The organism is Paenibacillus sp. FSL K6-4396 (assembly GCF_038002525.1).
GTDB lineage: Bacteria > Bacillota > Bacilli > Paenibacillales > Paenibacillaceae > Paenibacillus > Paenibacillus amylolyticus_B.
Window position 1 is genome coordinate 4,576,533 of sequence record NZ_JBBOCR010000001.1, and the last position, 26,562, is coordinate 4,603,094.

Below are 26,562 nucleotides of genomic sequence, written 5' to 3' on the forward strand. Positions count from 1 at the left end.
AAACTTGAAGGGACTTATGTAAATAAGCATTTTAAGTACACTCACCGAACCCCAACCTCATATTTCCAAAACAGGTCGGCTATAATGGGTTTTTACAGAGTTGTCCCACTAAGTTTCTTCTTTTGCTTCTCCTTATGCCTGCGGCGCTGTTCCTGAAGAAGTTTGAACCACATCCGCCATCCGCCTTCGACTTGAAGCACACGGGTGAGTAGTGTAACTCCAGCGATCAGAACGGCTGTAATCCGAATTTTCGCTCTGAAATCCAGATCGGTTCTAAATTCCATTTCATCGGACCATACCGGCATAACCTGAAGCACGGGTGTTTCATCAAAGCGGATCTGATAGGTGAGAAAACCAATAATAATGGATTTGATACTCCACACCCAGCCCGTCAGCACCGCTGTATATGCTGCATCACCAACGCCGATGTGGGTAGCCCAGGACAGTTGGGTCATATGTACGCGTGTGAGTGTTTGCTTAAGCCACAGCTTGAGCGCGTCTGTTGCCCTAAGCATAATTTTCACATCTTTAGCCCACTTCTTGACTTTGCGTTTGTTGACCCGCTCACTTCCCTGGGCCTCGCCTCTCGAATGATTCATGGATTTTTCGGTCTTGACCAGAAAACCTTCCTTCATATTGCGAAAAACAATACTCGGGATCTCATAGTTAATCCGCACAATTCCATAGAGAAGACGAACATTAATATTGGCGTAATCATCACTTTTATGTTTACTGAATGTAAAATGTACATGAACATTTGAGATGAGGACTGCGGCAATCAGCAATGCGAACAACAAACCGATTCCTCCAAGCCAAATCCACACAGGCCTTACCTCCAAGCCCTCAATTCTTTTCTCGTCTAGTATGGCACTCTGAATAGGAAAAAATTCACGTCTCACCTAAAAATCCCATTACATATTTATTTGTAACCTGTTCTATTCACCATTTATCTAAAACAATGCACAAAAAAACCGACTCCACTGATGGGTGTCGGTTAGTATGAGCTAGCAAATTAGAGTGAAGAATCCGTATTATCGTCTTCGTTGTCGATATGACTTAGGTCATCCGCCGGATCAGCACTTTCCGGTTCCAGTTGTTGCAAATCCAGTTTGTTGAATAACAGTTGTGTCTCTTCTTCCAGGTTTTCCGAATCTTCGAACAAGCCTGGTTCCGGGAGGTCTTTAATTGAAGCCAGTCCGAAATAATCCAGGAATGACTTGGTCGTTCCATACAGAATTGGTCGTCCGATGGCCTCGGCTCGTCCCACTTCAATGATCAGATCCTTATTCACAAGCGTATGGATGGCCCGCTCCGATTTTACACCGCGGATTTCCTCAATCTCTACCCGTGTAATCGGCTGACGATACGCCACAATGGCCAGCGTCTCCAGAGCCGCCTGGGATAAGGACGTGCGTGCGGGAGAGTATGCCAGTTTCTCGAAATATACAGCGTGGTCAGGCAAGGTGCCCAACTGAACTACACCAGCGATCTTGAGAATCTGTACACCTCGGCCCTGCTGTGAAAATTCATGAATCATCTCCTCAATCGCGTCCGTTACAAGCTCCACTCGCTGGTCGACGATCTCGGCGATTTGTTTGATACTCAGACCTTCTTCTCCGGACAAAAACAGCAGGCCTTCAATAATCGATTTCAATTTCGGAAAATCCATGATTCTTTGTTTCCCCTCTCCACTCCATAACGATATCCTCAAACATCCGTTCCTGATAACAGACAATCTGCTTCATCTTCATCAGTTCCAGCACCGCCAGAAAAGTGACAACAATCTCATGGCGATAGATATGCTCATCCATCAATTTGGAGAATAACAGTCTGCCTCCCGGCCCCATACTTTCCAAAGCGCCGATGACATCCCGTATCCGATCCTTAACCGAAATCTCATCCCGTTTGATTCGGGTTACAGTTGTGCGCTTCTCAGCCTTGCGTAGCGCCTTCTGAAAGGCTGCAATCAGGTCAGAGGTGTGTAAACCCTCAACCGGGTTCGATTGGGCTTCTACGGGCATATAGGGGCGCAGATCCTCGGGCTCTTTGGAAAATATAAGGCTGCGTTCCCACTCCCGTTCATGAAGATGACGCGCAATTCCCTTGTACTTGCGATATTCTATCAGACGTGCAATCAACTCTGCACGTGGATCATAATCTTCTTCTTCCATAAAATCATAATCCTCAAAGTCCTCAATTACCGGTGGTTTGGGCAGTAAAAGTTTGCTCTTGATCGACAGCAATGTTGCTGCCATGACCAGAAATTCACTCGTAATATCCAGTTCCAGTTCCTGCATTGAATGCAGATACGCCATGTATTGATCGGTAATATCGCTGATGGGAATATCCTGGATATGAATTTCAGCCTTATCAATCAGATGAAGCAGCAGATCCAAAGGCCCTTCAAAAGTCTCCAGTTTGTATGTAACTACCGTCACTAGACGAATCCTCCCGCCAGAAAAATACAAAACCCTGCCAAGCCGTCCGAATCCGGTTTCCCGTGTTCGTCTGCGCAAAGCAGGGCACTACTATTAAATAAGCACTATTTTAGCTGTTTCGTCAAGTTTGCCATCTCAATTGCCGCCGTAGCTGCATCCCAACCTTTGTTACCCGCCTTGGTTCCGGCACGTTCAATCGCTTGTTCAATATTTTCTGTTGTAACCAGTCCAAAGATCGTAGGCACGCCCGTTTTCAGGTTAATTGCCGCTACCCCTTTAGCCATCTCGTTGCATACATAATCGTAATGCGTAGTGGATCCACGAATGACAGTTCCCAATGTAATCACCGCATCATACTTGCCACTCTCCGCCATTTTCTGCGCAATCAAAGGGATTTCGAACGCACCTGGAACCCAGGCTACATCCACTTCATCATCCTGCACGCCGTGACGTTTGAATGCATCGAGAGCTGCGCTAAGCAATTTACTGGTAATGAATTCGTTGAAACGTCCAACGACAACTCCATATCTGGATCCTTCTGATACTAAATGTCCTTCGAAAAATTGTGGCATTCAAGTCATCTCCCTAACGGTATAATGTAATGTAAGTAACGGAAATCCCTAAGTAATCTCTTCCATAAATTACATGGTGAACGTTGTTCATCTAAAATATATTTACTGTTCGTTCTGCTCGATATCATCAAACTTGAGCATATGTCCCAGCTTGGCTTGCTTCGTATGAAGATACACCGTATTGTCCTCGTTCTCTTCCATCTGGATCGCAACACGCTCTACGACTTCAAGTCCATATCCTTCAAGACCTTTAATTTTACGAGGATTGTTAGTTAGCAATCTGATCTGACGAACCCCAAGGTCTTTCAGTATTTGAGCGCCAATTCCGTAATCACGCAAGTCAGCAGCAAAACCCAAACTCAGGTTTGCATCAACAGTATCCATACCTTCCTCTTGCAGCTTATAGGCTTTGAGTTTGTTGATCAGGCCAATACCCCGACCTTCCTGTCTCATATAAAGCAGTACACCATTGCCTTCCTCATGAATCTGTTTGATTGCCGCATCAAACTGCGGACCACAGTCACAACGATGCGAATGGAATACATCACCTGTCAAACATTCAGAGTGTACACGTACAAGTACGGGTTTGGAACCATCAATCTCACCTTTAACCAGAGCCACATGTTCCTTATTATCCACAGCGTTTGTATAAGCCACCGCTTGAAACTCACCAAAGTCCGTTGGCATACGCACAGCCACTTCACGTTGAACCAGCTGCTCTTTTTCATTACGGTAACGAATCATGTCCTGAATACTGATCAGCTTCAGATCATGTTTGCGGGCAATCTCCTGCAGATCCGGAAGTCTGGCCATTGTGCCATCTTCCTTAATTACTTCACAGATAACGCCAGCGGGATATGAACCACACATAATAGCCAAATCTACTGCTGCTTCTGTGTGCCCGGCACGACGAAGTACACCGCCGTCTTTTGCAATGAGCGGGAACATGTGACCAGGCTTACGGAAGTCCCCGGCTTTCGCCTCAGGATCAATCAGACCTTTCACGGTAATAGAGCGTTCATGTGCCGAGATGCCTGTTGTCGTATCTTTGTGATCCACAGAGACGGTGAAGGCTGTTCCATGGAAATCCGTATTTTGTTGAACCATCGGTTTCAGGTTAAGTTCGTCCGCACGTTGTTGTGTAATCGGAACACAGACCAGACCTCTACCTTCAGTAATCATGAAATTAATGACTTCAGGTGTCGCCTTTTCAGCCAAAGCGATAAAATCGCCTTCATTCTCCCGATCTTCATCATCCACAACAATGACGGGTTTGCCACGCATGAGGTCATATATGGCTTCTTCTATTGTGTCCAGAATGGATTGTTCTGACATTAGTCCACCTCCAGTTAATTTCTGTTCTCTATTTATGCAAATCCGTGATTGGCGAGAAAATCTTCACTGATACTGCGCGGCTTGCCAGTACCCGTCTCCCGATGCCCTCTCCCATACTGGAGCAGATGATCCACATATTTGCCCAAAATATCGCATTCGATATTAATGGTATCCCCTGTCTTTTTCACATTTAGTACAGTTTCACCAATGGTATGCGGGATAATGGAAACCGTGAATGCGGTATCCGATGTATGGACAACGGTCAAGCTAATGCCATCCAGTGTAACCGATCCTTTGGGGATCAGATATTTGAACAAATGGTGATCATCAGGCTTGATCTCAAACACAATCGCATTCTGATCACGTGTTATACTGCCAATCACTCCAGTACCATCGACATGGCCCTGAACGATATGTCCGCCAAAACGACCGCCGGATTGCATGGCCCGCTCCAGATTAACTTTACTGCCAGATTGCAGCTGACTGAGATTGGTATGACGATAGGTTTCAGGCATTACATCGGCGGTAAAACCTCCACCTTCGAGTGTTGTCGCAGTTAAGCACACGCCGTTCACTGCTACACTATCACCAATCTTCAGATCGTCCATGATGGCGGAAGCTCCGATATTCAGGACCATCGCTTCGCCTTTCCGACCAATACGCCGGATCTGACCGACTTCTTCCACCAAACCGGTAAACATGCTGCCGCCTCCCCTGTTTTATTTATTCAGGCCACACCGGAATACCGCCAATGCTGATATTATCTCCAACTTGTTCGATCTCCAACTGATTCAATTGAATCGCCTGATTCATACGTTCCACACCCTCGAAGCGGAAGCTACCAGGTGTATCATAACCGCCTACAATCTTCGGAGCGATAAACATGAGCAGTCGATCGACCAACCGTGCCTCCAGCATGGCTCCATTCAAGGTGCCTCCACCTTCAAGCAAAATCGAACCAATCTCACGCTCACCCAACTTGCTAAGTCCGTTTAACAGATCCACACGTGGTCCAGGACCACAGCGTATAATTTCGACGCCGTAGGCTTCCAAACGTTCAGCAGCTTCAGGACTGGCTTCGTCTGTTGTCAGCACCCATGTTGGAGCAAGACCATCCTTAACCATTTTGGCACCTACGGGAAGACGTAACTTGGAATCCACCACAATGCGCACTGGACTAATGCCTTCGACTTGCAAACGGGTAGTAAGTTCCGGATTATCGGCAATCACTGTGTCGACACCAACCATAATTCCCTGGTGACGATGACGAAGGGCATGCACAATCTCACGAGCGGGCTCGTTAGAGATCCACTTGCTGTCTCCGCTGCGAGTAGCAATTTTGCCATCCAAAGTAGTAGCCGTCTTCAGTGTCACAAAAGGTAGACCTGTTGTAATAAATTTAATGAATTTTTCATTCATGCGTCTTCCACGCTCACGCAGTACGCCAACTTCAACTTCAATGCCTTGTTGACGAAGCATGCTTATGCCCCTGCCGGATACTTGCGGATTTGGATCTTCACAACATACCACAACACGTTTCACCTTTTCATGAATCAGGCGTTCACTACAAGGTGGCGTCTTGCCATAATGACTACAAGGCTCAAGTGTAACGTATACCGTACTTCCTTCTGCATCACTGCCTGCCATGTTAAGTGCATGCACCTCTGCATGCCCGGTTCCACGTTTCAGATGGCTCCCCAGGCCTACAATACGACCCTCTTTCACAACTACACATCCAACGACCGGATTGATCCCCGTCTGTCCCTGTGCTCGTTCCGCCATATCCAATGCCAGTGCCATATAAAATTCATCATTGATCATTTCCAAATCCGTTCACCCCGCGGTTTAAAGTCTTGTTTATTAAAAAATCCCCGTCGAACAATCAGTTCGATGGGGATGATGAGAGACAAATGTCACCAGCAGGAGTGAAATGGATACAGCACGCCAACACTTTGCCCAAAACCTCATTTCGGGCAAGTGAAAATAGACACATACCTTAATGAACATCAATTACAGGTAAAGAGCTTTTATAGTGCGGCATATGTATGGAACTGTCCGGCGTAACCGGATCTTCCCTGCACAGTGCAAGACATTACAAATCGTGACTGTGCAGCAATACTCCTGCTGAATGCAAACCTGTTAGGTCTGCACCTCTCCTTCTCCCATCCAGACTATACTGTCGGTTCTGGAATTACACCAGATCAGCCATCTGCCAAGGGCAGACAGGTCACGGACTTTGCATGAAGTGCTGGACATGTGTCCTTACAATTCCTGCATCACCGCCGGTAGGGAATCGCACCCTGCCCTGAAGGATTGCTTTCGTTATTACTTGGATGTTAGCACTTTAATGCCAAAAAATCAATTGTTTTTTGTTCCTTTTTGTCACATACTAACTTTTAATAAGCTAAGAAACAACAAAAAACCGCTTCCTCTCAAGGAGGCACGGTTTTGGCTTGGAGGCCCATTTCATATCAATCGTATCATTCTACATATCAGGAAAACACCAGCTCGCCATATGCTTTAATTCTTTGGCATTATGAAAGGGAATACGGTCAGGTTCTTGCAGGGGCGAAGTCGGAAGCGGGAACTCTCTTGCCACCCTTCTGACCCAACTTGTGGAATCGATCGCAATAGCCGAGCATTTCCAGCGTCCATTCGCTCTCGGTCGAAACGTCCCATGCAAATCTGTTTTTCCCGGCATCTCTGGAAAGACTCCATCCAAATATTCAACGATGACACGCTTGTCTCTGACTTCATGACAATACACCGTCACCCATACACCTTCCCGGACCCGAACAGCATACACATCTCCAGACTGTACCTCCCCGGTACCTGCATCAGGAGATGCCTTTGGTACTTTTCCACGAACACTTCTCTTCTTCTCCAATGCCCCTAAGATCGTGTCCTTTACAGCTGGACTCTCATCAGGCTTATCCGCAAGAGATATATTATTTAGATCAAAATCATGAAATATCTTGTTCAGGTTGTTCTCATTAATTCCGACAGATGAGTCCCACCACGCCAGAGGAGCCTGAACTTCAACCCGAACATTGGGGCGTGCGTCACGTTGCATGTAAGAAGTGAATTCCGTTATCATTCCAGGATGTTCCAGCGTATCCAATATGCCAATCAGAGCTAACGTCTCAAGCAAATCACGGTACGCATATTCCTTCTGTGTAGGCAAAAGACGTTCCTTCTTGAGTGCTACTGCTGCCTTGCTGTAACGAGTTTTGGGAGGTAATTCGCGCAGCACCGTTAACACCGCACGGAATGTCCAGCGGTCGTAATCATTGGCTATTGGAAGTTCCTGCGCGGCAGTCAGCTCTCGAAGTGCCAACACATATCCAAAAGGATCACCATCCAATGGGGTTCCATTGGTCATCCGCCAATACCATTGCAGCGTCGTGTCGGTTGCTTGATCTGCACTTAATCCGCAAATCTTGCAAGTGTTCGAAGATGGATATGGCGTATGTTCATGGCTTGGCATACTGCTCGCAATAAGCTTGCCCGTAAGCAACGAGCGCCAGATCATGGGTGCGGACCACAAAGAGGATACAAAAGCCTGCGCTGCATCATTGATCGTCCATTGATTTGCAACTTTTTTCAGCTCAGCAATCGTTTCATCATGTTGCGGACGTACAAATCGATTCGGTTCACGCCCGGCTGCCTCAAGCGCTTCTCGATCCTTTACGGATAGACTATCCGGAACGAAATGCCGCGATGCCTGAAGTTCTTCATCCCACAACGTGCGCTCACTATAAATTTGTTTTAACAAAAATAGCTGAGTAACCATATCCAAGGTTTTATTCATCCTTTCTAATCAACGATTTCAAATATGTAAAAAATAAAAAAAGTGCTTCTATAAAAGAAGCACTTCATGTTTGGATCCAGTTAAGGTGAAGGTATTAAGCTTCTACAACTTCAACAGTTTCCATTTTGTCTTTACCTTCTAAAGCGTCCACGAACTCCATACCTTTAGTTACTTTACCAAATACAGTATGTTGTCCATCCAAATGTGGTTGCGGTTGGTAGCAGATGTAGAACTGGCTTCCACCTGTGTTACGGCCAGCATGTGCCATAGCCAGTGTTCCGCGCTCATGTTTGTTCGGGTTAATTTCACAGTTGATTGTGTAACCTGGGCCACCTGCACCGCTACCGTTAGGGCATCCGCCTTGAGCTACAAAGCCCGGGATCACGCGGTGGAATGTAAGACCATTGTAGAAACCGGAGTTAGCCAGTTTCTCAAAGTTTGCTACTGTGTTTGGAGCTTCTTGATCGAACAGATCGATCAGAACTTCTCCGCCGTTTGCCAATTTAATTTTCGCTTGTTTCGCCATATGTAAATGACTCCTTTCGTATTGACCATCGTTAATGGTGCCAGAACGCATGACCCTGGGTCAAGCATTACAGCACTTTTCTTAGTGTACACCGAAAATGTCTGGATCGCAAAAAAAACGGCAACTTTTTTCATGATTTAGCTCAAATACGCAAAAAGCAGACAAAAAAGGAAGTTCCCTTTTCATCTGCTTCAACTTTAAGATTGCTATCTTGAATAATGCAGAATCGCATTATCTTTTGACGAATTAGCGAGTAACTGGTTGTTTTCCAATGCGTGCTGGTACCAGGTCATTCTGGATGATATCCTGATACGTCTCACGGCGTACCACGACATCTCCTTGACCGTCTTTGACAAATACAACGGCCGGACGACGAATCCGGTTGTAGTTGCTCGCCATGGAGTAGTTATACGCGCCTGTGCAAGCTACAGCGAGCAGGTCGCCACTTTCCACTTTTGGCAGGTCCAGATCCCAGATCAACATATCGCCACTCTCGCAGCATTTACCCGCAACAGATACCGTTTCCTGAGCAGCCTCATTCGCACGGTTGGCTAACACAGCTTCGTACTTGGACTCATACAAAGCAGGACGCGGGTTATCGGTCATACCACCATCAACGGCAACGTATTTACGCACGCCTGGAATGTCTTTGCTTGTTCCAACGGTATACAGCGTTGTTCCCGCTTCACCCACGATGCTGCGGCCTGGTTCAACCCAGATCTCAGGTACGGCATAGCCGATTTGAGCAAAATGATTTTTAACGGCATCTGTAATAGCCTTCACATATTGTGCAACTTCAAGTGGCGTATCTCCATCGATATAACGGATTCCGAATCCACCACCAAGGTTAACCACTTTGAAAGCAACATTAAGACGCTCATATACACTTGCTGCAAATTCAGCAACACGTTGAACAGCCATCTGGAAGCCTTCAACTTCGAAGATCTGGGAACCGATGTGGGAATGCACACCGAGCAATACCAGGTTAGACTGCTTGGAAGCCAAATCAATCGCTTCAAATGCTGTACCATTGCCGATATCGAATCCAAATTTGGAATCCGTTTGACCTGTGGAAATATATTCATGCGTATGGGCCTCAACACCAGGCGTCACACGAAGCAAAATGTTTACTTTACGATTTTTGTCCGCTGCTACAGCCTGCAACAGATGCAATTCATTGAAGTTATCAACAACAAAGCATCCAATCTCTGCATCAAGAGCCATTTTAATCTCTTCCAGCGTTTTGTTGTTACCGTGGAAGTGAATGCGCTCAGCCGGGAATCCTGCTTGCAGTGCAGTAAACAGTTCACCATCAGATACAACATCCAGAGAAAGTCCTTCTTCAGCTGCAAGTGCACACATCGCCATTACACAGAATGCTTTACTTGCGTATGCCACTTGGAAGCCCAATCCGGAAGCACGGAATGCTTCCATGTACTCTCTGCAACGCTCGCGAACCAATTGCTCGTCCACAACGTACAGTGGAGTTCCGAATTGTTCTTTCAGATCTGTTGCATCCACTCCGCCAATCTCCAGATGCCCTTGCGCATTTATTTTACTTGTACCATGTAAATACATAATCTGCATTCCTCACTTTTTTGTATACTGGAACAGTTGCTATTCCAATGATTTTACACCAGTATATCAAATTAGGCAGCGAGATGAATGGATTTTTCGGAAGATCATTTGTGTTTTTTACTTTTTCGCAGTTCACCGTCCGGATCATCGGACATTTTGGTGTTATCACGGGTCTTGTTAAATGATGGACGTTTTTTATTTTCCAGCAGGGGTAGCCGGAATAGAAAGTTGCCCAGGGCCTTTGCATTAAACGGTATAAAAGGCCAGAGATACGAAGAATTGTACGATCGGTGAACGGTGAGTGCCAATATGAGCAGTGTACTGCCCACGACCAATCCAGGAACCTTGAATATCGCTACTGCAATGAGCAGAAACAACCTGACCAGCCTATTGGCAAGTCCAAGCTCGTAACTCGGGGTGGCAAACATTCCAATGGCTGCGATCGCCATATAGAGTACAACCTCATTTACAAAATATCCTGTTTTCACGGCGATATCCCCGACCAGAATTGCCGCGATCAGGCCCATGGCCGATGCGAGAGGTGTAGGCGTATGAACCGCTGCCATCCGTAATAAATCGACACCAAGTTCGATTAGGAGGAACTGTAGAATTAGCGGCAGCTTTACATTTTCCTGTGGACCAATAAAGTCGAGTCCCATCGGTTTAATCGAAGGTTCAATAACCATGAGAAGCCATAGTGGTAGCAGAAACAGTGAAATAAGAATCCCTGCAAAACGCACCCAACGTAGATACGTTCCCATCAGTGCCGTCTGTCTGTTCTCCTCCGCATGTTCACACAGGTCGAAGAAGGTCGTAGGCAGAATCATTACACTGGGGGATGTATCTACGAAAATGACGACTCGTCCTTCCAGCAAATGAGCAGCTGTAACATCGGGTCGTTCCGAATAACGGACGAGTGGGAACGGATTCCAACCTTTGTTGATAATCGCTTCCTCCAGTTGTTTATCGGCGGCGGGAATACCATCGATATCGACCCGCTGAATTTTCTCACGGACTGAGTCCACCTGCACTTTATCCACAATATCATCAATGTACACCACGCAGACGTCCGTTTGTGTTCTCCGCCCCACCTGCATAATCTCAAACTTTAGTCCAGGGTCGCGTATTCTGCGACGCACTAATGTTACGTTGGTCAGGAGCGTTTCGGTAAAGCCGTCTCTGGAACCTCGGACTACCCTCTCCAATGAAGGTTCTTCGGGTGAACGTACCGGGTAACTCCGGGTATCCATAATCAGGACCGAGCGATCCCCTTCAACGAACAATGCACTCATACCCGTAAGGACCTTGTTGATGACCGCACTCATCTTCTCGACTTTTTCCACCTGTATATGGGGAATGTATGAGTCGAAATAAGATTTTAGTGCGTGCTCGGATACCTGATCAGGCGTAAGGTATGTTAACCTTTTTAATACTTCCAGTAGGATCTCATCTTTGGCGAAACCCGTTAAAAGAAGCAATCCCACATGTTTGCCACCCAGCACCATCTCTCTCATATCCACGTCAAAGGATTCCCCAAGTCCGAGAACTTGCTTGAGCGTGTTTTTATTTTCACTCATACGTGGGGAGATATCATCGTTTTCCTGCCAATATTGTACGGATTCCTCAATGCTGTCGGACATCTCATTTTGTTTTTTCTTATTGTACGCTTTCTCCTCTTCTTCCTTCTGAATCTCATAAGCAGACTTGTGTAACATCTCTTCCGTTATACCTTCACTATTTTCCTGGCCTGCGTGCTCTGTTCGTTCATCCATCTTCCATCCTCCTATGGCCACGAGTTACCGTTGATATATAAAGAAATCAAACAGGGAACCTGTCATTTTACCCAAAATCATGGCGAGCAGTAATCCAAACAAATAAGGTTTCATGCCCAATCGTTTGGCTAGTACGGGCAGTACATTGAGTACCTCAGTGAGGGCCGCGGCCAGCAGACCGATGAACACGCCACAGAACAAACCAACAATCGGGCTGAGCAGCAGCACCCCATGCATTTTCCAGTGCCAGAAGTCCGCCACCGTCCCGACCAGTGAACCACCTATTAGCGCCCCTTCGTACCAGTGAGTCTTGTCATACGATTGCGTAAGTTGAGCCAACCTGGGAATCATATCAAGCACCAGAATGAGCGCAATTACGCCGCTTCCTACGGCAATTCCCCCTGCAATACCCAATACAATGCTGATTGCCCCATTAAGAACGCTCATCCGCATTCATCTCCCTGCGTTCCTGCTCGTGCATCCGTTCGCTTTCTTCAATCACCACATATTTATCTACATTTTGCTGGTATAGGAACATCTCTACTTCCAGCGGGGTAGGTTCCTCATTCCACTTTTTCTTGAACAAATGATTAAAAAATACTGCCATTCCGAATCCAATGCCAATGGAATACGCCACTTGAAACAGATAGGGATGTTCGTCCCGATGCCCAGTCAGCATCTCCACAATTCGAATCTGTACTTCCTGCATGTTCACATCGGCATGAAAATTCATAATGGTTAAGGCTGATCCAAAGAACAGCAGCAGCCAAACCAGAATGAACAGGGACTTGGAAGGTTGACCATTTCCCGCAATGACTTCAACCAACGTATGACCTGATCCCATCAGTTCCACACTTACCTCCGGCAAGATGTGCCGAATTTGGGGAATAATCTGCAATATATCAATGAGGATCAGATTGCCATCCTCCGGTCCAGGGCGCAGCAGTTCAAGCTCCAGTAGCCTGCCCTCCTGGTCTTCAGAAGAAGTCAGTACATGTGCAATATCTCCAAGCAGGACTGCTCTGCCCCTCTGGATGCGAATACGGCTGCGCAGACGAACGTAGACCACTGGAGTGGGTGTCTGGGACATCCATAGCACTCCTTTACTGCGTAATTTAGGTTAGTATTTGAAGAATGTGCAAATTTATTACAAACGGGTTGGAAAAAGATCAGGAGGTGGGTGGTGGCGCTGCGGGATGGATCGGTCATTGGTCGCTGTTGCTCGGGGGGGGGAGGATACACGCAGACACTCCGACGGCAGACCAACCTTCTGATCGCTGTTGTCTCCAAATTCTTTTGATTGATTTCTCAGTGTTAGAAATTTGGAGACAAAGGCGAACGCTTCGCTTCTTCAGGTTTAATCTGCCGCCTGCGTTGCTTGGCATCCTTAGATGAGCCCTCACGCTTCGCTCCTTTTGACCGATTCCATCCCTCCGCTGCCCATCGTCCTCCCGTTTCCAAAAGTTTGAAATAAATATGTTGGGGAGTAGGCAGGGAGGGATAAAGTTTTTCTAACAACAAATAACCTCCCTCGCCATAATGCGCGATAGAAGGTTGTTAGTTGTCGTATATTGGTGTATATACACCAATATTGTTGTTGCAATCCACGAAATCACTGCGCGATCTGGTCGCGGATGGATTGCAGTATTTTTTTCTCCAGACGTGATACCTGCACCTGAGATATTCCCAGCCTGCTGGCAACCTCGGACTGGGTCTGATCCCGGTAATACCGAAGATAAACGATTAACCGCTCCCGCTCACTGAGACCACCGATGGCTTCGTTCAGCGCCAGCTTGTCAAACCAACGTTCCTGAGACTCGTCGGCAATCTGATCCATTAACGTAATGGGATCACCATCATTCTCAAATACCGTCTCATGGATGGAGGTCGGTGGTTTGTTCGCTTCCTGGGCAAATACCACTTCCTCGGGGGTTACCCCCAGCTCTGCGGCAACTTCCTTAATCGTCGGTAAACGATCCAGATGTTTGGACAGTTCGTCCCTTTTTTTGCGGACTTTATTCGCCATCTCTTTCAGTGAACGACTGACCTTCAGGGTACCGTCATCCCGAAGGAATCGCTGGATTTCTCCGATGATCATCGGTACCGCGTAGGTTGAGAACTTCACGTCATAACTGAGATCAAATTTGTCCACTGACTTGAGCAGACCGATACAACCAATCTGGAACAGATCTTCCGGATCATATCCCCTGTTCATAAAACGCTGTACGACGGACCAGACGAGTCTGATGTTGCAGTTCACCAGCGTATCCCGTGAGACATGGTCACCCGACTGACTGAGCGCAATCAGCCGTTTGACCTCGGCATCGTCCAAATAGGTCTGTGAAGATGGTTTCACTTCAGCATCCATAAGAACACCAACCCCTAATTATACAATGCTTTCTTGGATTCAATCCTTTTTTTCATCTTGATGGAGGTGCCTCTGCCGGGCTCACTGCTGACTTCGAATTCATCCATAAAGTTTTCCATAATGGTGAAGCCCATGCCCGACCGCTCAAGTTCGGGTTTGGACGTATATAACGGCTGCTTGGCCAGTTCAAGATCTTCAATTCCTTCACCGCGGTCTTCCACAATAATTGTGATCATGTCTTCCCGAATCTCGGCCTGGATAGACACCACACCCTCGGAGTTGTTGTTGTATCCGTGGATGATGCTGTTGGTCACGGCTTCCGAAATGACCGTCTTCAGGTCACTGAGCTCGTCCATCGTTGGATCAAGCTGGGAGATAAACGCAGCAACGGTTACCCGTGCAAACGACTCATTCTCTGACTTGGCCGCGAATTGCAGATTCATGAAATTTGTCCCTGTTCCTTCATTCATGAGACGACCTCCAGACCTGAGAGAGCAGTTCCCTCATTTTCGTATATCGGCATAATCTTGAACAGACCCGACATTTCCAGCAAACGGTACACTGGCGAATTGACGTCACAGACCACCATCTTGCCACCTTTATTCTTAATGAGCTTGTATCTTCCCAAAATGACACCCAGACCCGAACTGTCCATAAATTGCAGATCTTTCAGGCTGAGTACGAGATGCTCGCTTTGTCTCCGCTGGATGGCTTCATCCATCTGCATCCGTACCATGTCAGCTGTATGGTGATCCAGCTCCCCGGATAATCGTACAATCAGAATCCCGCGATGGTGTTCCATTTCCACATGCAAGTTCACGTTTGCCCACTCTCCTCCCTGTCTTGAACAAGGATTTCTACGTATCCAAAGGCTTTTCCTGCCCCCCGACAAAACTAGAAGAAAACCCCTATTTAACTACAAAATATGTTCGAAGGATGCGAACAACTCGCGTAATTCGCCTTTTAATCAAACAGGGTAGACGTTGTCCGCTTAAACAGCTTCCACCAGCCAGCTTTATTCACGTCCTGTGGAGCCTGAATGTCGAATTCCTTAATGACGTCATTGCCCTGATACACCACCAGTTTACCTATGCTTTGCCCAGCCTTGATCGGAGCTTTCAATTCTTTGGCAACCAGCAATTCATGCCGGATATCATTGGATTTGGCTCCTTTGCGCATCAGCACACTATAATTTTGTGTGGCATTCAGAGGTAACTCGGCAACTTCACCTTTTTCAATTTTCAGACTACCCAGCAGATCCCCTGCCTTGTAGAGCGCCTTCATCGTATATTGACTAAAGGCATAGTCAAACATCGAAGACACCTCACTGTTCCGTGTTTTGGTATTTGGTTCACCGAGTACCACGGAAACGACACGCAGTCCGTCCTTGGACGCTGTAGCGGACAAGCAGAATTTCGCTTCGGACGTGTAACCTGTTTTCAAACCATCTGCCCCTTGATAAAAGCGAACCAGCTTGTTCGTGTTCACCAGCCAGAATGGCTTTTCTGAATCTTTGCGAAGGTAATCCTGATATGCACCGGTGTACTTCGTAATTCCGGAATGTTTCAGCAGTTCACGGCTCATGACGGCAATGTCGTGGGCTGACGAATAATGATTATCGACCGGCAGACCGTTACAGTTGGCAAAATGAGTATCTTTCATGCCAAGTTCCTTCGCACGCTCATTCATCAGCTGTACAAAGGCTTCTTCCGAGCCAGCGATCTTCTCAGCCATAGCTACCGAGGCATCATTGCCCGAAGCCATTGCGATCCCTTTTAACATATCGTCAACCGTCATTTCTTCCCCTGGCTCCAGAAAGATCTGCGAACCGCCCATGGAAGCTGCATATTCGCTCGTTCTTACTTTGTCCGTCAGCTTCAGCTTGCCTGAGTCGATCGCTTCGATTGTAAGCAGCATGGTCATAATTTTTGTAATGCTCGCCGGAGGCAGCTGATCATGACTGTTTTTCTCATAAATGACGGTCCCCGTATCTGCATCCATTAAGATCGCAGAGCGCGCCGACGGGGCCAGATCAGTTCCTCCTGCTGCCTTCGATGTTTCTTCAGCTAATGCCGTTGATGCCAAAAGGGACAGCAGGATACAAAGGGTCATGAACGATGCCATTATTCTTTTCTTCACAAGGTTACCTCCTCAAATGACTTGCTTACTGCATGTTCCATGCATGTACTGCTAATCATTGTCGGCCCTTTTCCAGTAAATTATTCCATGTAAAGAATGATTTCCCGAACTTTTATTGAAAATGTGGTCAAAGCAAAAAAACGCACTGCACTCAGCTAATGAGTAACCGTACGTTCATCACAACAAAAAAAGGTTACCCCCGATGATTTCTCATCCAAAGAGGTAACCTTATCTACTCAAATCTTGCTTACATTTGTGGAATAACCGCCACTACCAGCGCCAGGAACGACTCACGCACACGTTCCGTCGTCTCCATCACCTCATCATGTGAAAGCGGCTGATCCAGAATTCCTGCAGCCATGTTGCTGATACAGGAAATACCCAGTACTTCCAGGCCTGCGTGGCGTGCCACGATCACTTCAGATACAGTGGACATGCCCACTGCGTCTGCGCCCAATGTACGCAGCATTCTGATCTCTGCCGGTGTCTCGTAGTTTGGACCAAGCATACCTGCGTAAACCCCTTCACGTACGTTAAAACCTTGTGACGCGGCCGTATCCTTCGCCAGCGCACGCAAACGGCGGCTATATGCTTCGGACAGATCCGGGAAACGCACGCCCAGTGCAGCGTCATTTGGTCCGATCAGTGGATTTTTGCCTGTGAGATTTAAGTGATCAGAGATCAGCATCAAGTCGCCAGCTTCATACGACGTATTCACACCGCCTGCAGCATTGGTTACAAGCAGGCTACTTACACCCAATTCTTTCATAACCCGTACCGGGAAAGCCGTCAATTCCGGACCATATCCCTCGTACATATGGAAACGGCCTTTCATCATCACGACTGGACGACCTTTAATGGTTCCGACCAATAGTTCACCTTCATGTCCTTCTACTGTGGACACTGGAAAATGCGGAATATCCTGATAAGCGATACTTACGCCATCTTCAATCAGTTCTGCCAGTACGCCAAGACCCGAACCCAAAATCAAACCGACTTCCGGCTTGATGGAGCTTTTGCTTTGAATATAAGATGCTGCTTCCGAAATCATTTGTTGGTTTAATGCTGTCATGCGATGTATGTTCCTCCTTGAGTTGAAACGATCCGTCTTATGTATAACGGCGTTTGGATGTATTCATTTTATTTTATCCTAAATCGGCCCAATGTTCCGCATTTATTTGTGAGTGCCATGCGTCAAAATCTATCTTGCCCTCGGATGATGGGTTTCATAGATTTCTTTCATGGTTTTGCGACCATGATTGCCATATTGTTGTCCAGGCTGCTCCACGTGACCCAGCATGTCTTGAACCGCACGTGTATCCGCCCCATTGGCAATCAGGTGTGCCGCAAAGGAATGACGCAGCGTATGCGGCGTAATTTCTTCCGAGATTCCCGCATCCACCGCCGCTTTTTTGAGCAGCTTCCAGAAGCCCTGTCGGGTTAAACGTCTGCCAGATACATTCACGAATAGTGCCTGCTCGTCCGAATCGGTTTTGAGCAACTTATTGCGGAATTCCTCCACATATACACTTGCCCAATGTGCTGCTGGTGCACCGATGGGAAGGATACGTTCCTTGCCCGCCCCACCGCATCGTATAAAGCGCATGCCAGGCTGTACATCCCGAATGTCAAGGGCAATCAGTTCCGAGACCCTAATGCCTGTAGCATATAATAGTTCAAGCATGGCTCGATCTCTTACACCCTGCGGTGAACGAATATCAGGCGCTGTCAGCAGTTGTTCGATCTCCTGGATACTTAACACCTGTGGTGGCGTCTTGTCCGCCTTGGGAGCTTCCACATCAAACGTAGGGTCCTGTATAATATCACCCCGCCGCATCAAAAAATGAAAGTAGGAGCGCAGAGATACGATGCTGCGGGCAATGGTTGCATTGGCACGTCCTGCCTGTTTGAGCTGACCCGCAAACAGGACGACATGTGTGCGTCTGACCTGATTGGCTTCGCGTATGCCATATTCCTTATCTGCAAATTCAATGAACTTGTCCACGTCTCGGAGATACGATTCAAGCGTGCTGCTCGACATCCCTTTATCATCTTCCAAGTATAAGGCATAGGCATGTATCGTCTGTTTCATGTACAACGCTCCTCAACTGACAGATCTGCCGCTCTGGCAGACTGCTCCCGTATTTGCATCCCTGGCTGTTTGAAGCTACTCCCCGTACCAATAGAACAAACGGAGACGCTCTGCCATCGTAGGACGTCCTTCTCCATTACCCGGCCAATCCGTTTCCTGAAATACTTTGATTGCATTGCCAGTTGGCATCTGATACTGATCCACAGGTGAGATCCAGCCATTAAACAGATCCAGAACATGATAGAACAGATAAACTAATGCGGCAAAAACTATGATAAATCGAATAAAACGGAGCCCTCTCCGCACTGATATAATCATGGGCGCGTCCCCTCCTGATTCGAATCCGGTATTGTCCTTGAATCAGGGTATGTCCATAAACAGAGGTTTATGCCATTCGGGGGAAACTCCAGATCATGTCCGGTGCCAAAAAAGCTCTCCCGTCAAAACCGCCGGTGAGAGCTTGAAGATATGCTATGTTATTCTTCATCTTTGGGTTTCTGTTCATTTTTAGCTTTGCAACGATAACAAATTCCATGAAAGTCCAGTCGGTGATCTACTACCGAAAAGTTGAATTCCCGCTCCAAACGCTCTTCAAGCGGTCCAAGCCAGTCTTCACGTATTTCATCCATACTTCCGCATTGAACACAGATTAAGTGATGATGGTGATGCTTGGATGTATCTCCGCGCAGATCATAACGCGCTACACCGTCGCCGAAGTTGATTTTCTCTACAACATGCAGCTCACTCAGCAGTTCGAGGGTACGGTACACGGTTGCCAGACCGATTTCGGGAGCCTTTTCTTTAACGAGCATGAATACGTCTTCTGCGCTCAGATGATCTTCTTCATTCTCAAGAAGTACTCTTAAGGTGGCTTCCCGCTGGGGCGTTAATTTATATCCTTGGGACTGTAGTTGCTGCTTAATTTTATCAATCCGTGCTTCCATTTTCTCCCTCCCCCTAGGAAATCACTGCACACTGCAACTTAACCCACTCTTTTCATTATAGGGGGAGTGCGTAATTAAAGTCAACATTTTACACTATACGGTACACGTTAGGCCGGTAGTAGCATTGGCGTGACCCAACGCATCATCGCAGGTGTAACCCATGTTTCAAAAGACGCTACTCCGAGCAGCAATGCAGCCATAACCAAAGTTAACACTATATATGAAGCAAAAGGCCTTTGTCGACCAGGTGTTCGCTGCATCAAAACACGATTGCGGATGATGTATAACGAGAACGTCATCGCCGCCACACTGCAGACCAGAAGGATCGGAATGACGAACAAATTATGCGGTGCCACGGACACCAGTGCAAACAGCAGCCCTTTCCAGGAATACTGTCCAACAAGGTACCCTACTGTGAATCCAATGAGCACACCTTTCAAAAAATCCAGAACCAGTATACCGGGTAGTCCAACGACGGATAAACCCAGAATAAAGATCAGACCTACCCATTTCAGATGAAGCATGGCAATGTCCCAATATGCCCCGGTCTCTGTCAGCTGTGCACTGTGCTGCACGGTCATGAAGAAATTGCCGAGATAACCCTCCAGATCCTGACGTTGCTCAAGAGACAATGCGTTGACCATGAGCGCGCCAAAAATGACGCCAACCAGAAACAAGACAGCCACGAATACATATAACGAAGTCTGACCTTTAAATGTAAAGTAGGAAGTGCGCATACAGGTACGAGTCCCCTTTCCGGTATCATGCTGCAAGGATTCTCAGTTACATCCTCATAGTCATTCTTATGAACCGGAATGCACCTGTATGACTTCTTGTCCAGATTGGACCTCTGTAAAGCGAAAGCTATATGAGTTGAACTACAGAATATTTCCACGAGGTCACTCCGTAGATTTCACCTGAACAGCAACCTTTCCGTACGTGCCGCCACCTCCGGAGGACAGCTCCAGTTGTCCGTTCCGTGCAGCCACAATCAGGCCTGCAAGCACAGGTCCAACAACCGCAGCAAGTTCTTCCTCACTGGTGCGATGAAGTACGTTCATTTCCGTACCAAAATGGTCCAGTAGCTGGCGCAGTTTGGCTTTGCCAAGTCCGGGGATGAACTCCAGTGGTACCTGATAATGATAGGCTGGTCTGTTTGCAGGAACATGAGGACTCTCCCGATCAGAGATCGCCAGGATGCGATCCAGCACCCCCTGCACCAGCTTCAGACTGCCACAGTGAGGACAGCGCTCTGCTGACATCGCTTGCTCGTCCATAATGCTGCCACATGCTGCACAGTAGGTACGGTGGTATTTGCCCAGCCTTGGATTCAGTCCATAATTGGCCGCAATACTCCTACCGGCTTCTCCTTGAAGTGCCATACGGAATTCATCAAATGAAGGGGCAGCAACTTGCAGTTCGTTATACTCCCGTCCAATCTTACCGAGTGAATGAGCATCCGAATTGGTCAGAAACGGTACATGATCCAACTCCCGAATATAACTGGCCATGGATGAGTCCGAGCTTAACCCCAGCTCTACCGCATCCACGAGACTAGTATCCAGCACATCGCCCATACGGGGCGCTGTGCTACCATAAATGCCTTTATGCGGTGTAAATACATGTGCAGGCACAATAAGCCCACCACGTGCCTTAATCTCGGCTTGCATCTCTAGAACGGGCACGTAGACACGCTGAGAACTGAGATTCACATTTTTCATATAACGTTTCATCCAGTCCGTGAAGGACTTCATCGTTTTCAGATCACGGAAGTACGCCAGCATATGGAACTCACGCATTTCAGGCTCGCGCAGCTCAATCTCTGTACCCAGCAGAATGGTGGTGTCCTGGTAGGCAATGCCGCCTCCCTCAATCTCGGACATGGTACCACTCTCCAGCAATTGTTCAATATCCATCTGTACAACCGGAGAATGACAATCAATAACACCAAGCAAATGAATTCCTTTGCGATCCGATGCTTCCCGAGCGATATTCTCAAATGTCAGATCCCGACTGCCGCTGATTTTTACGGCCTCACCGCGAGAGGTTCGTCCAATGTGAATATGCAGGTCTGTATAACAGGGCTCCCACATCGTAGACGTTTCCAGTTGGTCATTCATCTCTAGAACCGTCCTGTCGTTCTGTAGAGGTCCCACGCGTACACAGCCATCATCGTTTTGGCATCACTAATCCGGTTCTCGTCCATTAGAGCGTAAGCTTCCTCCAGTGTGATCTCGGATACTTCAAGGAATTCATCTTCGTCCAGCGCCATGTCCCCTGCTTCAAGCTCTTCTGCGATGTAGAGATGAATGATTTCATCTGCGAACCCCGGTGAAGTATAGAACGACCGCAAATGACGTAGCGTCTTGGCCACATATCCCGTCTCTTCTCGCAATTCACGTGCTGCTGCAACCTCTGGTTCTTCACCCGGGTCCAGTTTCCCCGCAGGAATCTCTACTTCGGTACGTCCCATTGCCTGACGATACTGATCCACAACAAGCATGCGATCCCCATTCAGAGCAAGGACAGCTACCGCTCCAGGGTGTCGGATTATCTCACGTGTAGCCGTCTGGCCGTTTGGCAGTTTAACGGTATCGACTTGAAGTGAAATCACTTTGCCCTCGAAGATTGGCTTGGTGGATACGGTCACTTCATCTAGTTTTGGATTGGCAGGTTGTGCCGCGTGGATGGATTGAGCAGATTGGTTTGGTTTCATTTGTTCTTCAACTCCATATCGTTGGATTATATATAAATGGACTAAAAATATTTACACTAACCACTCCGATGACAGAACAACCCTTCGATCGCTGTTATCCCCAGATTTTTTGATTTCTTTCTCTAATAGATAAAATTTGGTGATAGCTTATGCTTACGATGCAGCTTTCCTTCAGAAAGCTTTTTGGCGAACGCTCCGCTTCTCTTGGTTATTTCTGTCCTCTCCGTTCTTGTGTAAAGGATTAGCTCAATTTATATATTCGCTTAATGTATAAATCTCTGATTTGGGGCATATGGTGAGCGTATAGAACTCTCACAGTAAATATAAACAAATCAGGGGGAATTTTGATGAACAGTTATTTGACGCCTAAATCCGTACACGTGGTAGGACAAGCCCGGCAAGTGCAACTCATACTCAAACAATGGTTGCGCGAGTGGGGCCCGGATGCCAAGTTAGTCGATCTGCTTGCTGGACGTAAATAAACGAATCGAAACATGATTTTGCTTCCTTTTGACCTTAAATTAACGAGTCTTCTCCCTTGAAATATAACATGAATTCGCAAAAAGTCCGAATCCGATACAGACCGGGTTCGGACTTTTGTCTAACAACATGTGACGTAACATGCGCTCTATATTATTTCTTGTCAGCTGCCGTTTCCTGAATAATAGCTACGACTACCTGAGACAACTTCACAATGTCTTCGGCACGAATGCGTTCTTTGGTCGTATGAATATCCTCATACCCTACCGCCAAGTTCACTGTTGGAATGTCGAATCCGTTAAAGATATTGGCATCACTGCCACCACCGGAAGCAAACGTACTGGTCTCCAGCCCAATACTGCGGATGGCACGCTGTGCAAGCTGTACAACTTCGTGTTCATCATGGAAGCCAAATGCAGGGTAGAGGATCTCACTTCTGAATTCAGCCGTTGCACCGTATTTGCGACATGTCGTTTCCAGCGCGTCACGCATCTGTGCAACCTGCAATTCAACTTTCTCCTGCACAATACTGCGGGCTTCCGCTTCAAGCTGTACAAAGTCACATACCACGTTGAGTGGTGATCCACCCTGGAATTTGCCAATGTTTGCTGTCGTTTCATCATCAATTCTGCCCAGTGTCATCGCTGCAATTGCTTTGGCTGCTACCTGAATGGCGCTGATCCCGTCTTCCGGGTTCACGCCCGCATGTGCGGACTTACCATAGATGCTCATTTGAATTTCAGCTCTGGCTGGTGCAGCTACACAGATCGTGCCTACAGCTCCATTAGAGTCAAGCGCATAACCGAACTCGGCATCGATATCCTTCGGATTCATCGCACGTGCGCCCACCAGGCCAGACTCTTCGCCAACTGTAATGACAAATTGAATTTTACCATGAGGAATCTTGTTTTCCTGGATCACACGAATCGCTTCGAACAATGCCGCAATTCCTGCTTTATCATCTGCTCCCAGGATCGTTGTTCCATCACTGCGAATCCAGCCATCTTCACCCAGTTCAGGCTTGATTCCCTGTCCCGGCGTTACGGTGTCCATATGACATGTGAAAAAGATCGGTGCAACTCCATCTGTTCCTTCGGCTTCCCAGGTAATAACGAGGTTTCCGGCGCCATGTCCGGTTTGCTCCATCGTGTCGTCCTCATAGACATGAAGACCGAGATCTGTAAACTGTTCTTTTAACACTTTCGAGATGTTCTGTTCATTTTTCGTTTCACTATCAATCTGCACCAGTTCCATGAACTGATCGATAACACGTTGTTGTTTAATCATAGGACTTTCCTCCCTCTCGTGGATACGGTACAATACAATTACTATGGCTTGTTTACTTTATGTTGAAAGGAGTTCTCTCATCATGCAAAAAAAGAAATGGTTCAAAATCATCATCTATCTCATGCTGATCGCCATGATCGGGTCCACCCTTTTCATAGCTCTCGAACCGTTGCTGTTCGGATAGCAACCTAAAGCCTTTCGACGAACTGTTTACAGACGTTGAAGGGCTTCTTTTTCCGTGACCCAATTAATCTCATATGGAAAAATACGATTAAAGTGCGGAACAATCTCCTGCGCTACCTGTTCCACCGCATAGGACTTGCCTGTTATATCCTCCAGTGAGGTAACGCCATACTGCTCAATCCCACAAGGAACAATCCCCTGAAAACCTGCATGTTGAATGCCTGAGCTGATATTAAAAGCAAAGCCGTGACTGGTCACAAAACCGCGGCGGTGTTTGCAACGATTAAACTTGATGCCAATTGCAGCGATCTTCATATCGCCAATCCACACACCCGTGTAACCCTCTTTGCGTCCGGCTTCGATGCCCTGGTCTGCGAGATAATCCATAAGTACCTGCTCAAGTTTCCGTAAATAGCCGTGCAGATCCAGGTCTTCATCCCGACCAAGAATCAATAACGGGTAACCTACCAACTGGCCCGGGCCATGATAAGTAATATCACCGCCGCGGTCAATTTGAAACAAAGAAATCCCTTGCTCACGCAACTCTTCCGGACTGAGAAGCAGATGCTCCGGATGATTTTGTGATCCGATTGTATACGTAGGCGGGTGTTGTAAAAGCAGCATCTGCTCCGCTCCCTCGCCCTCGTCCAATCGCTGCACAATCGCTTTCTGGCGGTTCCAAGCCTCTTCATAATCAAGCATTGGTATGTATGCAACATCCAGCGGCTTGCTCATGATTCCCCACACCCTTCTGCTTCAGGTTCATTGTACAATTGAGCACTTGTCCATAGACAGCAGGAAAAGTGCACGGCCTCCGGCACATACACTTTCCCGTCAACTATTTACTTAATACACCTTGCTCTCCATGGTATATCCTTCAAGGTTTTCTTTGACACGTTGCAAGAAACGTCCGCTGATTACACCATCCAGGATTCGGTGATCCAGTGATAGACACAGGTTAGCCATCGAACGAACAGCGATCATATCATTAATAACCACTGGTTTCTTGACAATTGACTCAAATGTAAGAATCGCTGCCTGCGGGTAGTTAATGATTGGCTGGGACAGGATCGAACCAAATGAACCTGTGTTGTTTACCGTAAACGTACCACCTTGCATATGGTCCAGCTTCAACGTACCTTCACGTGTTTTGCGAGCCAGTTCATCCACTTCACGGGCCAGACCTGCAATATTTCGCTGATCGGCATGTTTGATTACAGGTGTAAGTACGGAATCTTCGGTTCCTACCGCCATGGACAGGTTAATGTCCCGTTTGACGATAATTTTGTCCACTGCCCATACCGAGTTCATGATTGGGTAGTCTTTAATCGCGTTAACGACTCCCTTCATCATGAAGGACAGATATGTCAGATTGATGCCTTCCTTACGCTTGAACTCATCCTTAAGTTTATTGCGCAGCATCACAAGATTTGTTACGTCCACTTCGATCATTGTCCATGCATGCGGGATTTCCGATACGCTTTGACGCATATTCCGGGCAATGGCATTACGCACAGGGGTAACATCGATGAAATACTCCGATCTTCCCTGGCCGCCACCTTCCACTTCGATCTGTGGAATTTTCGGGCTTTCGGTTAGATGAATGCCTGAATGTCTCACAGGAACACCTGCATCGGACGCTGAGATCGCTTCTCCAGCGGTTAAACCCATTTCTCCATTTCCACGATTCACTCCGCTGAATGGAGAAACAGACGGCACACCAGAAGGTGTATGCTGTGCTGCTGCAGATGATGCTTGTGCAGACGTTCCAGCCGCGTTACCTCCCTGTGCAACAAATGCCAGCACATCTTTGCGGGTAATACGACCACCGGCCCCAGTGCCTTGGATGCTTTGCAAGTTCAAGCCATGCTCTGCTGCCAAGGATTGCACTGCCGGGGAATACCGATTGCGCATCGGCTGGTTGGGGTCATGTACTGCTGTATTTGAGGCGGCAACAGGAGTGTGGCTGACATGTTGCTGCACTTGCTCCTGTTGCTGCGATACTTGTGTTACTTGCTCGGCCACTTCTTCGTCAGAAGCTGCGACCTGCATGCGGCAGATTGCTTCACCAACAGCAATCGTTGTGCCCTCTTCCACCAAAAGGTCACCCATAATTCCATCCACAGTGGATGGAATCTCGGCATTAACCTTATCAGTGATTACTTCACAGATCGGCTCGTACTGTTCCACACGGTCGCCCGGTTTTTTCAACCATTTGCCTATGGTAGCCGAGACCAGCGATTCCGCCAATTGCGGCATAATGACCTCGATCCATTTCATACGTTCAGCCATTTGATTATCACTCCAAACTTTACTTTTAA

At 47.3% G+C, this 26,562-nt stretch carries 30 protein-coding genes and 1 riboswitch; of the genes, 2 read left to right on the forward strand and 28 right to left on the reverse strand.

Annotation, left to right across the window (positions count from 1 at the left end):
- Nucleotides 1-92 precede the first annotated feature (92 nt).
- The 25 genes from MHB85_RS19975 to MHB85_RS20095 form a co-directional block, all read right to left on the reverse strand.
- Complete coding sequence (locus MHB85_RS19975; RefSeq protein ID WP_091018079.1) at nucleotides 93-824, reverse strand: DUF2953 domain-containing protein; 732 nt, start codon at nucleotides 822-824, stop codon at nucleotides 93-95.
- A 188-nt stretch (nucleotides 825-1,012) separates the two neighbouring features.
- The gene (gene scpB, locus MHB85_RS19980; RefSeq protein WP_036672307.1) at nucleotides 1,013-1,669 is read right to left on the reverse strand and encodes an SMC-Scp complex subunit ScpB; all 657 of its coding nucleotides are present in this window, start codon (nucleotides 1,667-1,669) and stop codon (nucleotides 1,013-1,015) included.
- Nucleotides 1,638-2,438 carry a segregation and condensation protein A gene (locus MHB85_RS19985; RefSeq protein WP_076328266.1) on the reverse strand — a complete coding sequence of 267 codons (801 nt, stop codon included), beginning with the start codon at nucleotides 2,436-2,438 and terminating at the stop codon, nucleotides 1,638-1,640. The genes scpB and MHB85_RS19985 overlap by 32 nt, the downstream gene beginning before the upstream one ends.
- Before the next feature lie 104 nt (nucleotides 2,439-2,542).
- A complete protein-coding gene (ribH, locus tag MHB85_RS19990) occupies nucleotides 2,543-3,010 on the reverse strand; it encodes a 6,7-dimethyl-8-ribityllumazine synthase (protein WP_017687651.1) in 468 nt (155 codons plus the stop codon).
- Between the two features lie 102 nt (nucleotides 3,011-3,112).
- Complete coding sequence (locus MHB85_RS19995) at nucleotides 3,113-4,345, reverse strand: bifunctional 3,4-dihydroxy-2-butanone-4-phosphate synthase/GTP cyclohydrolase II (RefSeq protein ID WP_341073555.1); 1,233 nt, start codon at nucleotides 4,343-4,345, stop codon at nucleotides 3,113-3,115.
- Nucleotides 4,346-4,377: 32 nt separating this feature from the next.
- Nucleotides 4,378-5,046: a riboflavin synthase gene (gene ribE / locus MHB85_RS20000; protein WP_341073557.1), complete on the reverse strand. Its 669-nt coding sequence runs from the start codon at nucleotides 5,044-5,046 to the stop codon at nucleotides 4,378-4,380.
- Nucleotides 5,047-5,068: 22 nt separating this feature from the next.
- Nucleotides 5,069-6,172, reverse strand: a complete 1,104-nt coding sequence (gene ribD / locus MHB85_RS20005) for a bifunctional diaminohydroxyphosphoribosylaminopyrimidine deaminase/5-amino-6-(5-phosphoribosylamino)uracil reductase RibD (RefSeq protein ID WP_167483687.1) — start codon at nucleotides 6,170-6,172, stop codon at nucleotides 5,069-5,071.
- 323 nt (nucleotides 6,173-6,495) lie between these two features.
- Nucleotides 6,496-6,662: riboswitch (FMN riboswitch) on the reverse strand.
- 168 nt (nucleotides 6,663-6,830) lie between these two features.
- Complete coding sequence (locus tag MHB85_RS20010) at nucleotides 6,831-8,138, reverse strand: hypothetical protein (RefSeq protein ID WP_341074255.1); 1,308 nt, start codon at nucleotides 8,136-8,138, stop codon at nucleotides 6,831-6,833.
- Nucleotides 8,139-8,250: 112 nt separating this feature from the next.
- A complete protein-coding gene (locus MHB85_RS20015; protein WP_017687646.1) occupies nucleotides 8,251-8,682 on the reverse strand; it encodes a peptidylprolyl isomerase in 432 nt (143 codons plus the stop codon).
- Nucleotides 8,683-8,928: 246 nt separating this feature from the next.
- Nucleotides 8,929-10,260 (reverse strand): diaminopimelate decarboxylase, encoded by a 1,332-nt coding sequence (gene lysA / locus MHB85_RS20020; RefSeq protein ID WP_341073558.1) that lies wholly within the window; start codon nucleotides 10,258-10,260, stop codon nucleotides 8,929-8,931.
- A gap of 104 nt (nucleotides 10,261-10,364) precedes the next feature.
- The gene (locus MHB85_RS20025) at nucleotides 10,365-12,032 is read right to left on the reverse strand and encodes a spore germination protein (RefSeq protein ID WP_091018086.1); all 1,668 of its coding nucleotides are present in this window, start codon (nucleotides 12,030-12,032) and stop codon (nucleotides 10,365-10,367) included.
- 24 nt (nucleotides 12,033-12,056) lie between these two features.
- Nucleotides 12,057-12,485: a stage V sporulation protein AB gene (locus MHB85_RS20030; protein ID WP_179198576.1), complete on the reverse strand. Its 429-nt coding sequence runs from the start codon at nucleotides 12,483-12,485 to the stop codon at nucleotides 12,057-12,059.
- Nucleotides 12,466-13,122: a stage V sporulation protein AA gene (locus MHB85_RS20035; RefSeq protein WP_341073559.1), complete on the reverse strand. Its 657-nt coding sequence runs from the start codon at nucleotides 13,120-13,122 to the stop codon at nucleotides 12,466-12,468. The genes MHB85_RS20030 and MHB85_RS20035 overlap by 20 nt, the downstream gene beginning before the upstream one ends.
- A gap of 224 nt (nucleotides 13,123-13,346) precedes the next feature.
- Entirely contained in the window at nucleotides 13,347-13,550 is a 204-nt protein-coding gene (locus tag MHB85_RS20040) for a hypothetical protein (RefSeq protein WP_341073560.1), read from the reverse strand.
- A gap of 94 nt (nucleotides 13,551-13,644) precedes the next feature.
- Complete coding sequence (gene sigF / locus MHB85_RS20045) at nucleotides 13,645-14,400, reverse strand: RNA polymerase sporulation sigma factor SigF (RefSeq protein WP_036607856.1); 756 nt, start codon at nucleotides 14,398-14,400, stop codon at nucleotides 13,645-13,647.
- 14 nt (nucleotides 14,401-14,414) lie between these two features.
- On the reverse strand, nucleotides 14,415-14,870 hold the full coding sequence (gene spoIIAB / locus MHB85_RS20050; protein WP_036672324.1) for an anti-sigma F factor: 456 nt from the start codon (nucleotides 14,868-14,870) through the stop codon (nucleotides 14,415-14,417).
- A complete protein-coding gene (gene spoIIAA, locus MHB85_RS20055; RefSeq protein WP_017687636.1) occupies nucleotides 14,867-15,220 on the reverse strand; it encodes an anti-sigma F factor antagonist in 354 nt (117 codons plus the stop codon). Before spoIIAA ends, spoIIAB begins: the two co-directional genes overlap by 4 nt.
- A gap of 143 nt (nucleotides 15,221-15,363) precedes the next feature.
- Entirely contained in the window at nucleotides 15,364-16,539 is a 1,176-nt protein-coding gene (locus tag MHB85_RS20060) for a D-alanyl-D-alanine carboxypeptidase family protein (RefSeq protein ID WP_341073561.1), read from the reverse strand.
- Nucleotides 16,540-16,786: 247 nt separating this feature from the next.
- The gene (locus MHB85_RS20065) at nucleotides 16,787-17,611 is read right to left on the reverse strand and encodes a purine-nucleoside phosphorylase (RefSeq protein WP_036607861.1); all 825 of its coding nucleotides are present in this window, start codon (nucleotides 17,609-17,611) and stop codon (nucleotides 16,787-16,789) included.
- Nucleotides 17,612-17,740: 129 nt separating this feature from the next.
- Entirely contained in the window at nucleotides 17,741-18,631 is an 891-nt protein-coding gene (locus MHB85_RS20070; RefSeq protein WP_091018094.1) for a tyrosine recombinase, read from the reverse strand.
- 75 nt (nucleotides 18,632-18,706) lie between these two features.
- Entirely contained in the window at nucleotides 18,707-18,949 is a 243-nt protein-coding gene (locus MHB85_RS20075) for a DUF4227 family protein (protein ID WP_076215836.1), read from the reverse strand.
- Between the two features lie 158 nt (nucleotides 18,950-19,107).
- Nucleotides 19,108-19,575, reverse strand: a complete 468-nt coding sequence (gene fur / locus MHB85_RS20080; protein ID WP_036607866.1) for a ferric iron uptake transcriptional regulator — start codon at nucleotides 19,573-19,575, stop codon at nucleotides 19,108-19,110.
- 107 nt (nucleotides 19,576-19,682) lie between these two features.
- The gene (gene spoIIM / locus MHB85_RS20085) at nucleotides 19,683-20,312 is read right to left on the reverse strand and encodes a stage II sporulation protein M (RefSeq protein WP_105599516.1); all 630 of its coding nucleotides are present in this window, start codon (nucleotides 20,310-20,312) and stop codon (nucleotides 19,683-19,685) included.
- 162 nt (nucleotides 20,313-20,474) lie between these two features.
- Nucleotides 20,475-21,695, reverse strand: a complete 1,221-nt coding sequence (locus tag MHB85_RS20090; protein ID WP_341073563.1) for an endonuclease Q family protein — start codon at nucleotides 21,693-21,695, stop codon at nucleotides 20,475-20,477.
- A gap of 2 nt (nucleotides 21,696-21,697) precedes the next feature.
- Entirely contained in the window at nucleotides 21,698-22,291 is a 594-nt protein-coding gene (locus tag MHB85_RS20095; protein ID WP_210108617.1) for an NUDIX domain-containing protein, read from the reverse strand.
- A gap of 347 nt (nucleotides 22,292-22,638) precedes the next feature.
- Between MHB85_RS20095 and MHB85_RS20100 the strand changes: the two genes are divergently transcribed.
- Nucleotides 22,639-22,773 (forward strand): Z-ring formation inhibitor MciZ, encoded by a 135-nt coding sequence (locus MHB85_RS20100; RefSeq protein ID WP_091018103.1) that lies wholly within the window; start codon nucleotides 22,639-22,641, stop codon nucleotides 22,771-22,773.
- 151 nt (nucleotides 22,774-22,924) lie between these two features.
- On the opposite strand, the gene MHB85_RS20105 is transcribed toward MHB85_RS20100, so the two are convergent.
- The gene (locus MHB85_RS20105; protein WP_341073565.1) at nucleotides 22,925-24,058 is read right to left on the reverse strand and encodes a M20/M25/M40 family metallo-hydrolase; all 1,134 of its coding nucleotides are present in this window, start codon (nucleotides 24,056-24,058) and stop codon (nucleotides 22,925-22,927) included.
- Nucleotides 24,059-24,140: 82 nt separating this feature from the next.
- On the opposite strand from MHB85_RS20105, the gene prli42 reads away from it, so the two are divergent.
- Nucleotides 24,141-24,242, forward strand: a complete 102-nt coding sequence (gene prli42, locus MHB85_RS20110) for a stressosome-associated protein Prli42 (RefSeq protein WP_017687624.1) — start codon at nucleotides 24,141-24,143, stop codon at nucleotides 24,240-24,242.
- A gap of 26 nt (nucleotides 24,243-24,268) precedes the next feature.
- On the opposite strand, the gene lipB is transcribed toward prli42, so the two are convergent.
- Nucleotides 24,269-24,976, reverse strand: a complete 708-nt coding sequence (gene lipB, locus MHB85_RS20115) for a lipoyl(octanoyl) transferase LipB (RefSeq protein ID WP_339309948.1) — start codon at nucleotides 24,974-24,976, stop codon at nucleotides 24,269-24,271.
- 111 nt (nucleotides 24,977-25,087) lie between these two features.
- Entirely contained in the window at nucleotides 25,088-26,533 is a 1,446-nt protein-coding gene (locus tag MHB85_RS20120) for a dihydrolipoamide acetyltransferase family protein (protein WP_341073566.1), read from the reverse strand.
- Nucleotides 26,534-26,562 lie beyond the last annotated feature (29 nt).

Excerpts from the sequence above, each read along its gene's own strand:
- sigF (WP_036607856.1), bottom strand. The coding sequence starts at position 14,400 with ATGGATGCTGAAGTGAAACCATCTTCACAGACCTATTTGGACGATGCC.
- spoIIM (WP_105599516.1), bottom strand. The coding sequence starts at position 20,312 with ATGCGCACTTCCTACTTTACATTTAAAGGTCAGACTTCGTTATATGTA.
- MHB85_RS20035 (WP_341073559.1), bottom strand. The coding sequence starts at position 13,122 with ATGTCCCAGACACCCACTCCAGTGGTCTACGTTCGTCTGCGCAGCCGT.
- MHB85_RS20010 (WP_341074255.1), bottom strand. The coding sequence starts at position 8,138 with ATGGTTACTCAGCTATTTTTGTTAAAACAAATTTATAGTGAGCGCACG.
- MHB85_RS20100 (WP_091018103.1), top strand. The coding sequence starts at position 22,639 with ATGAACAGTTATTTGACGCCTAAATCCGTACACGTGGTAGGACAAGCC.
- scpB (WP_036672307.1), bottom strand. The coding sequence starts at position 1,669 with ATGGATTTTCCGAAATTGAAATCGATTATTGAAGGCCTGCTGTTTTTG.
- MHB85_RS19995 (WP_341073555.1), bottom strand. The coding sequence starts at position 4,345 with ATGTCAGAACAATCCATTCTGGACACAATAGAAGAAGCCATATATGAC.
- ribE (WP_341073557.1), bottom strand. The coding sequence starts at position 5,046 with ATGTTTACCGGTTTGGTGGAAGAAGTCGGTCAGATCCGGCGTATTGGT.
- MHB85_RS20070 (WP_091018094.1), bottom strand. The coding sequence starts at position 18,631 with ATGAAACAGACGATACATGCCTATGCCTTATACTTGGAAGATGATAAA.
- lysA (WP_341073558.1), bottom strand. The coding sequence starts at position 10,260 with ATGTATTTACATGGTACAAGTAAAATAAATGCGCAAGGGCATCTGGAG.
- MHB85_RS20030 (WP_179198576.1), bottom strand. The coding sequence starts at position 12,485 with ATGCGGATGAGCGTTCTTAATGGGGCAATCAGCATTGTATTGGGTATT.
- MHB85_RS20075 (WP_076215836.1), bottom strand. The coding sequence starts at position 18,949 with ATGATTATATCAGTGCGGAGAGGGCTCCGTTTTATTCGATTTATCATA.
- MHB85_RS20015 (WP_017687646.1), bottom strand. The coding sequence starts at position 8,682 with ATGGCGAAACAAGCGAAAATTAAATTGGCAAACGGCGGAGAAGTTCTG.
- prli42 (WP_017687624.1), top strand. The coding sequence starts at position 24,141 with ATGCAAAAAAAGAAATGGTTCAAAATCATCATCTATCTCATGCTGATC.
- MHB85_RS20090 (WP_341073563.1), bottom strand. The coding sequence starts at position 21,695 with ATGAATGACCAACTGGAAACGTCTACGATGTGGGAGCCCTGTTATACA.
- MHB85_RS20025 (WP_091018086.1), bottom strand. The coding sequence starts at position 12,032 with ATGGATGAACGAACAGAGCACGCAGGCCAGGAAAATAGTGAAGGTATA.
- spoIIAB (WP_036672324.1), bottom strand. The coding sequence starts at position 14,870 with ATGAATGAAGGAACAGGGACAAATTTCATGAATCTGCAATTCGCGGCC.
- MHB85_RS20120 (WP_341073566.1), bottom strand. The coding sequence starts at position 26,533 with ATGGCTGAACGTATGAAATGGATCGAGGTCATTATGCCGCAATTGGCG.
- MHB85_RS20065 (WP_036607861.1), bottom strand. The coding sequence starts at position 17,611 with ATGACAGCATTAAACCAACAAATGATTTCGGAAGCAGCATCTTATATT.
- lipB (WP_339309948.1), bottom strand. The coding sequence starts at position 24,976 with ATGAGCAAGCCGCTGGATGTTGCATACATACCAATGCTTGATTATGAA.
- ribH (WP_017687651.1), bottom strand. The coding sequence starts at position 3,010 with ATGCCACAATTTTTCGAAGGACATTTAGTATCAGAAGGATCCAGATAT.
- fur (WP_036607866.1), bottom strand. The coding sequence starts at position 19,575 with ATGGAAGCACGGATTGATAAAATTAAGCAGCAACTACAGTCCCAAGGA.
- MHB85_RS20095 (WP_210108617.1), bottom strand. The coding sequence starts at position 22,291 with ATGAAACCAAACCAATCTGCTCAATCCATCCACGCGGCACAACCTGCC.
- MHB85_RS20105 (WP_341073565.1), bottom strand. The coding sequence starts at position 24,058 with ATGATTAAACAACAACGTGTTATCGATCAGTTCATGGAACTGGTGCAG.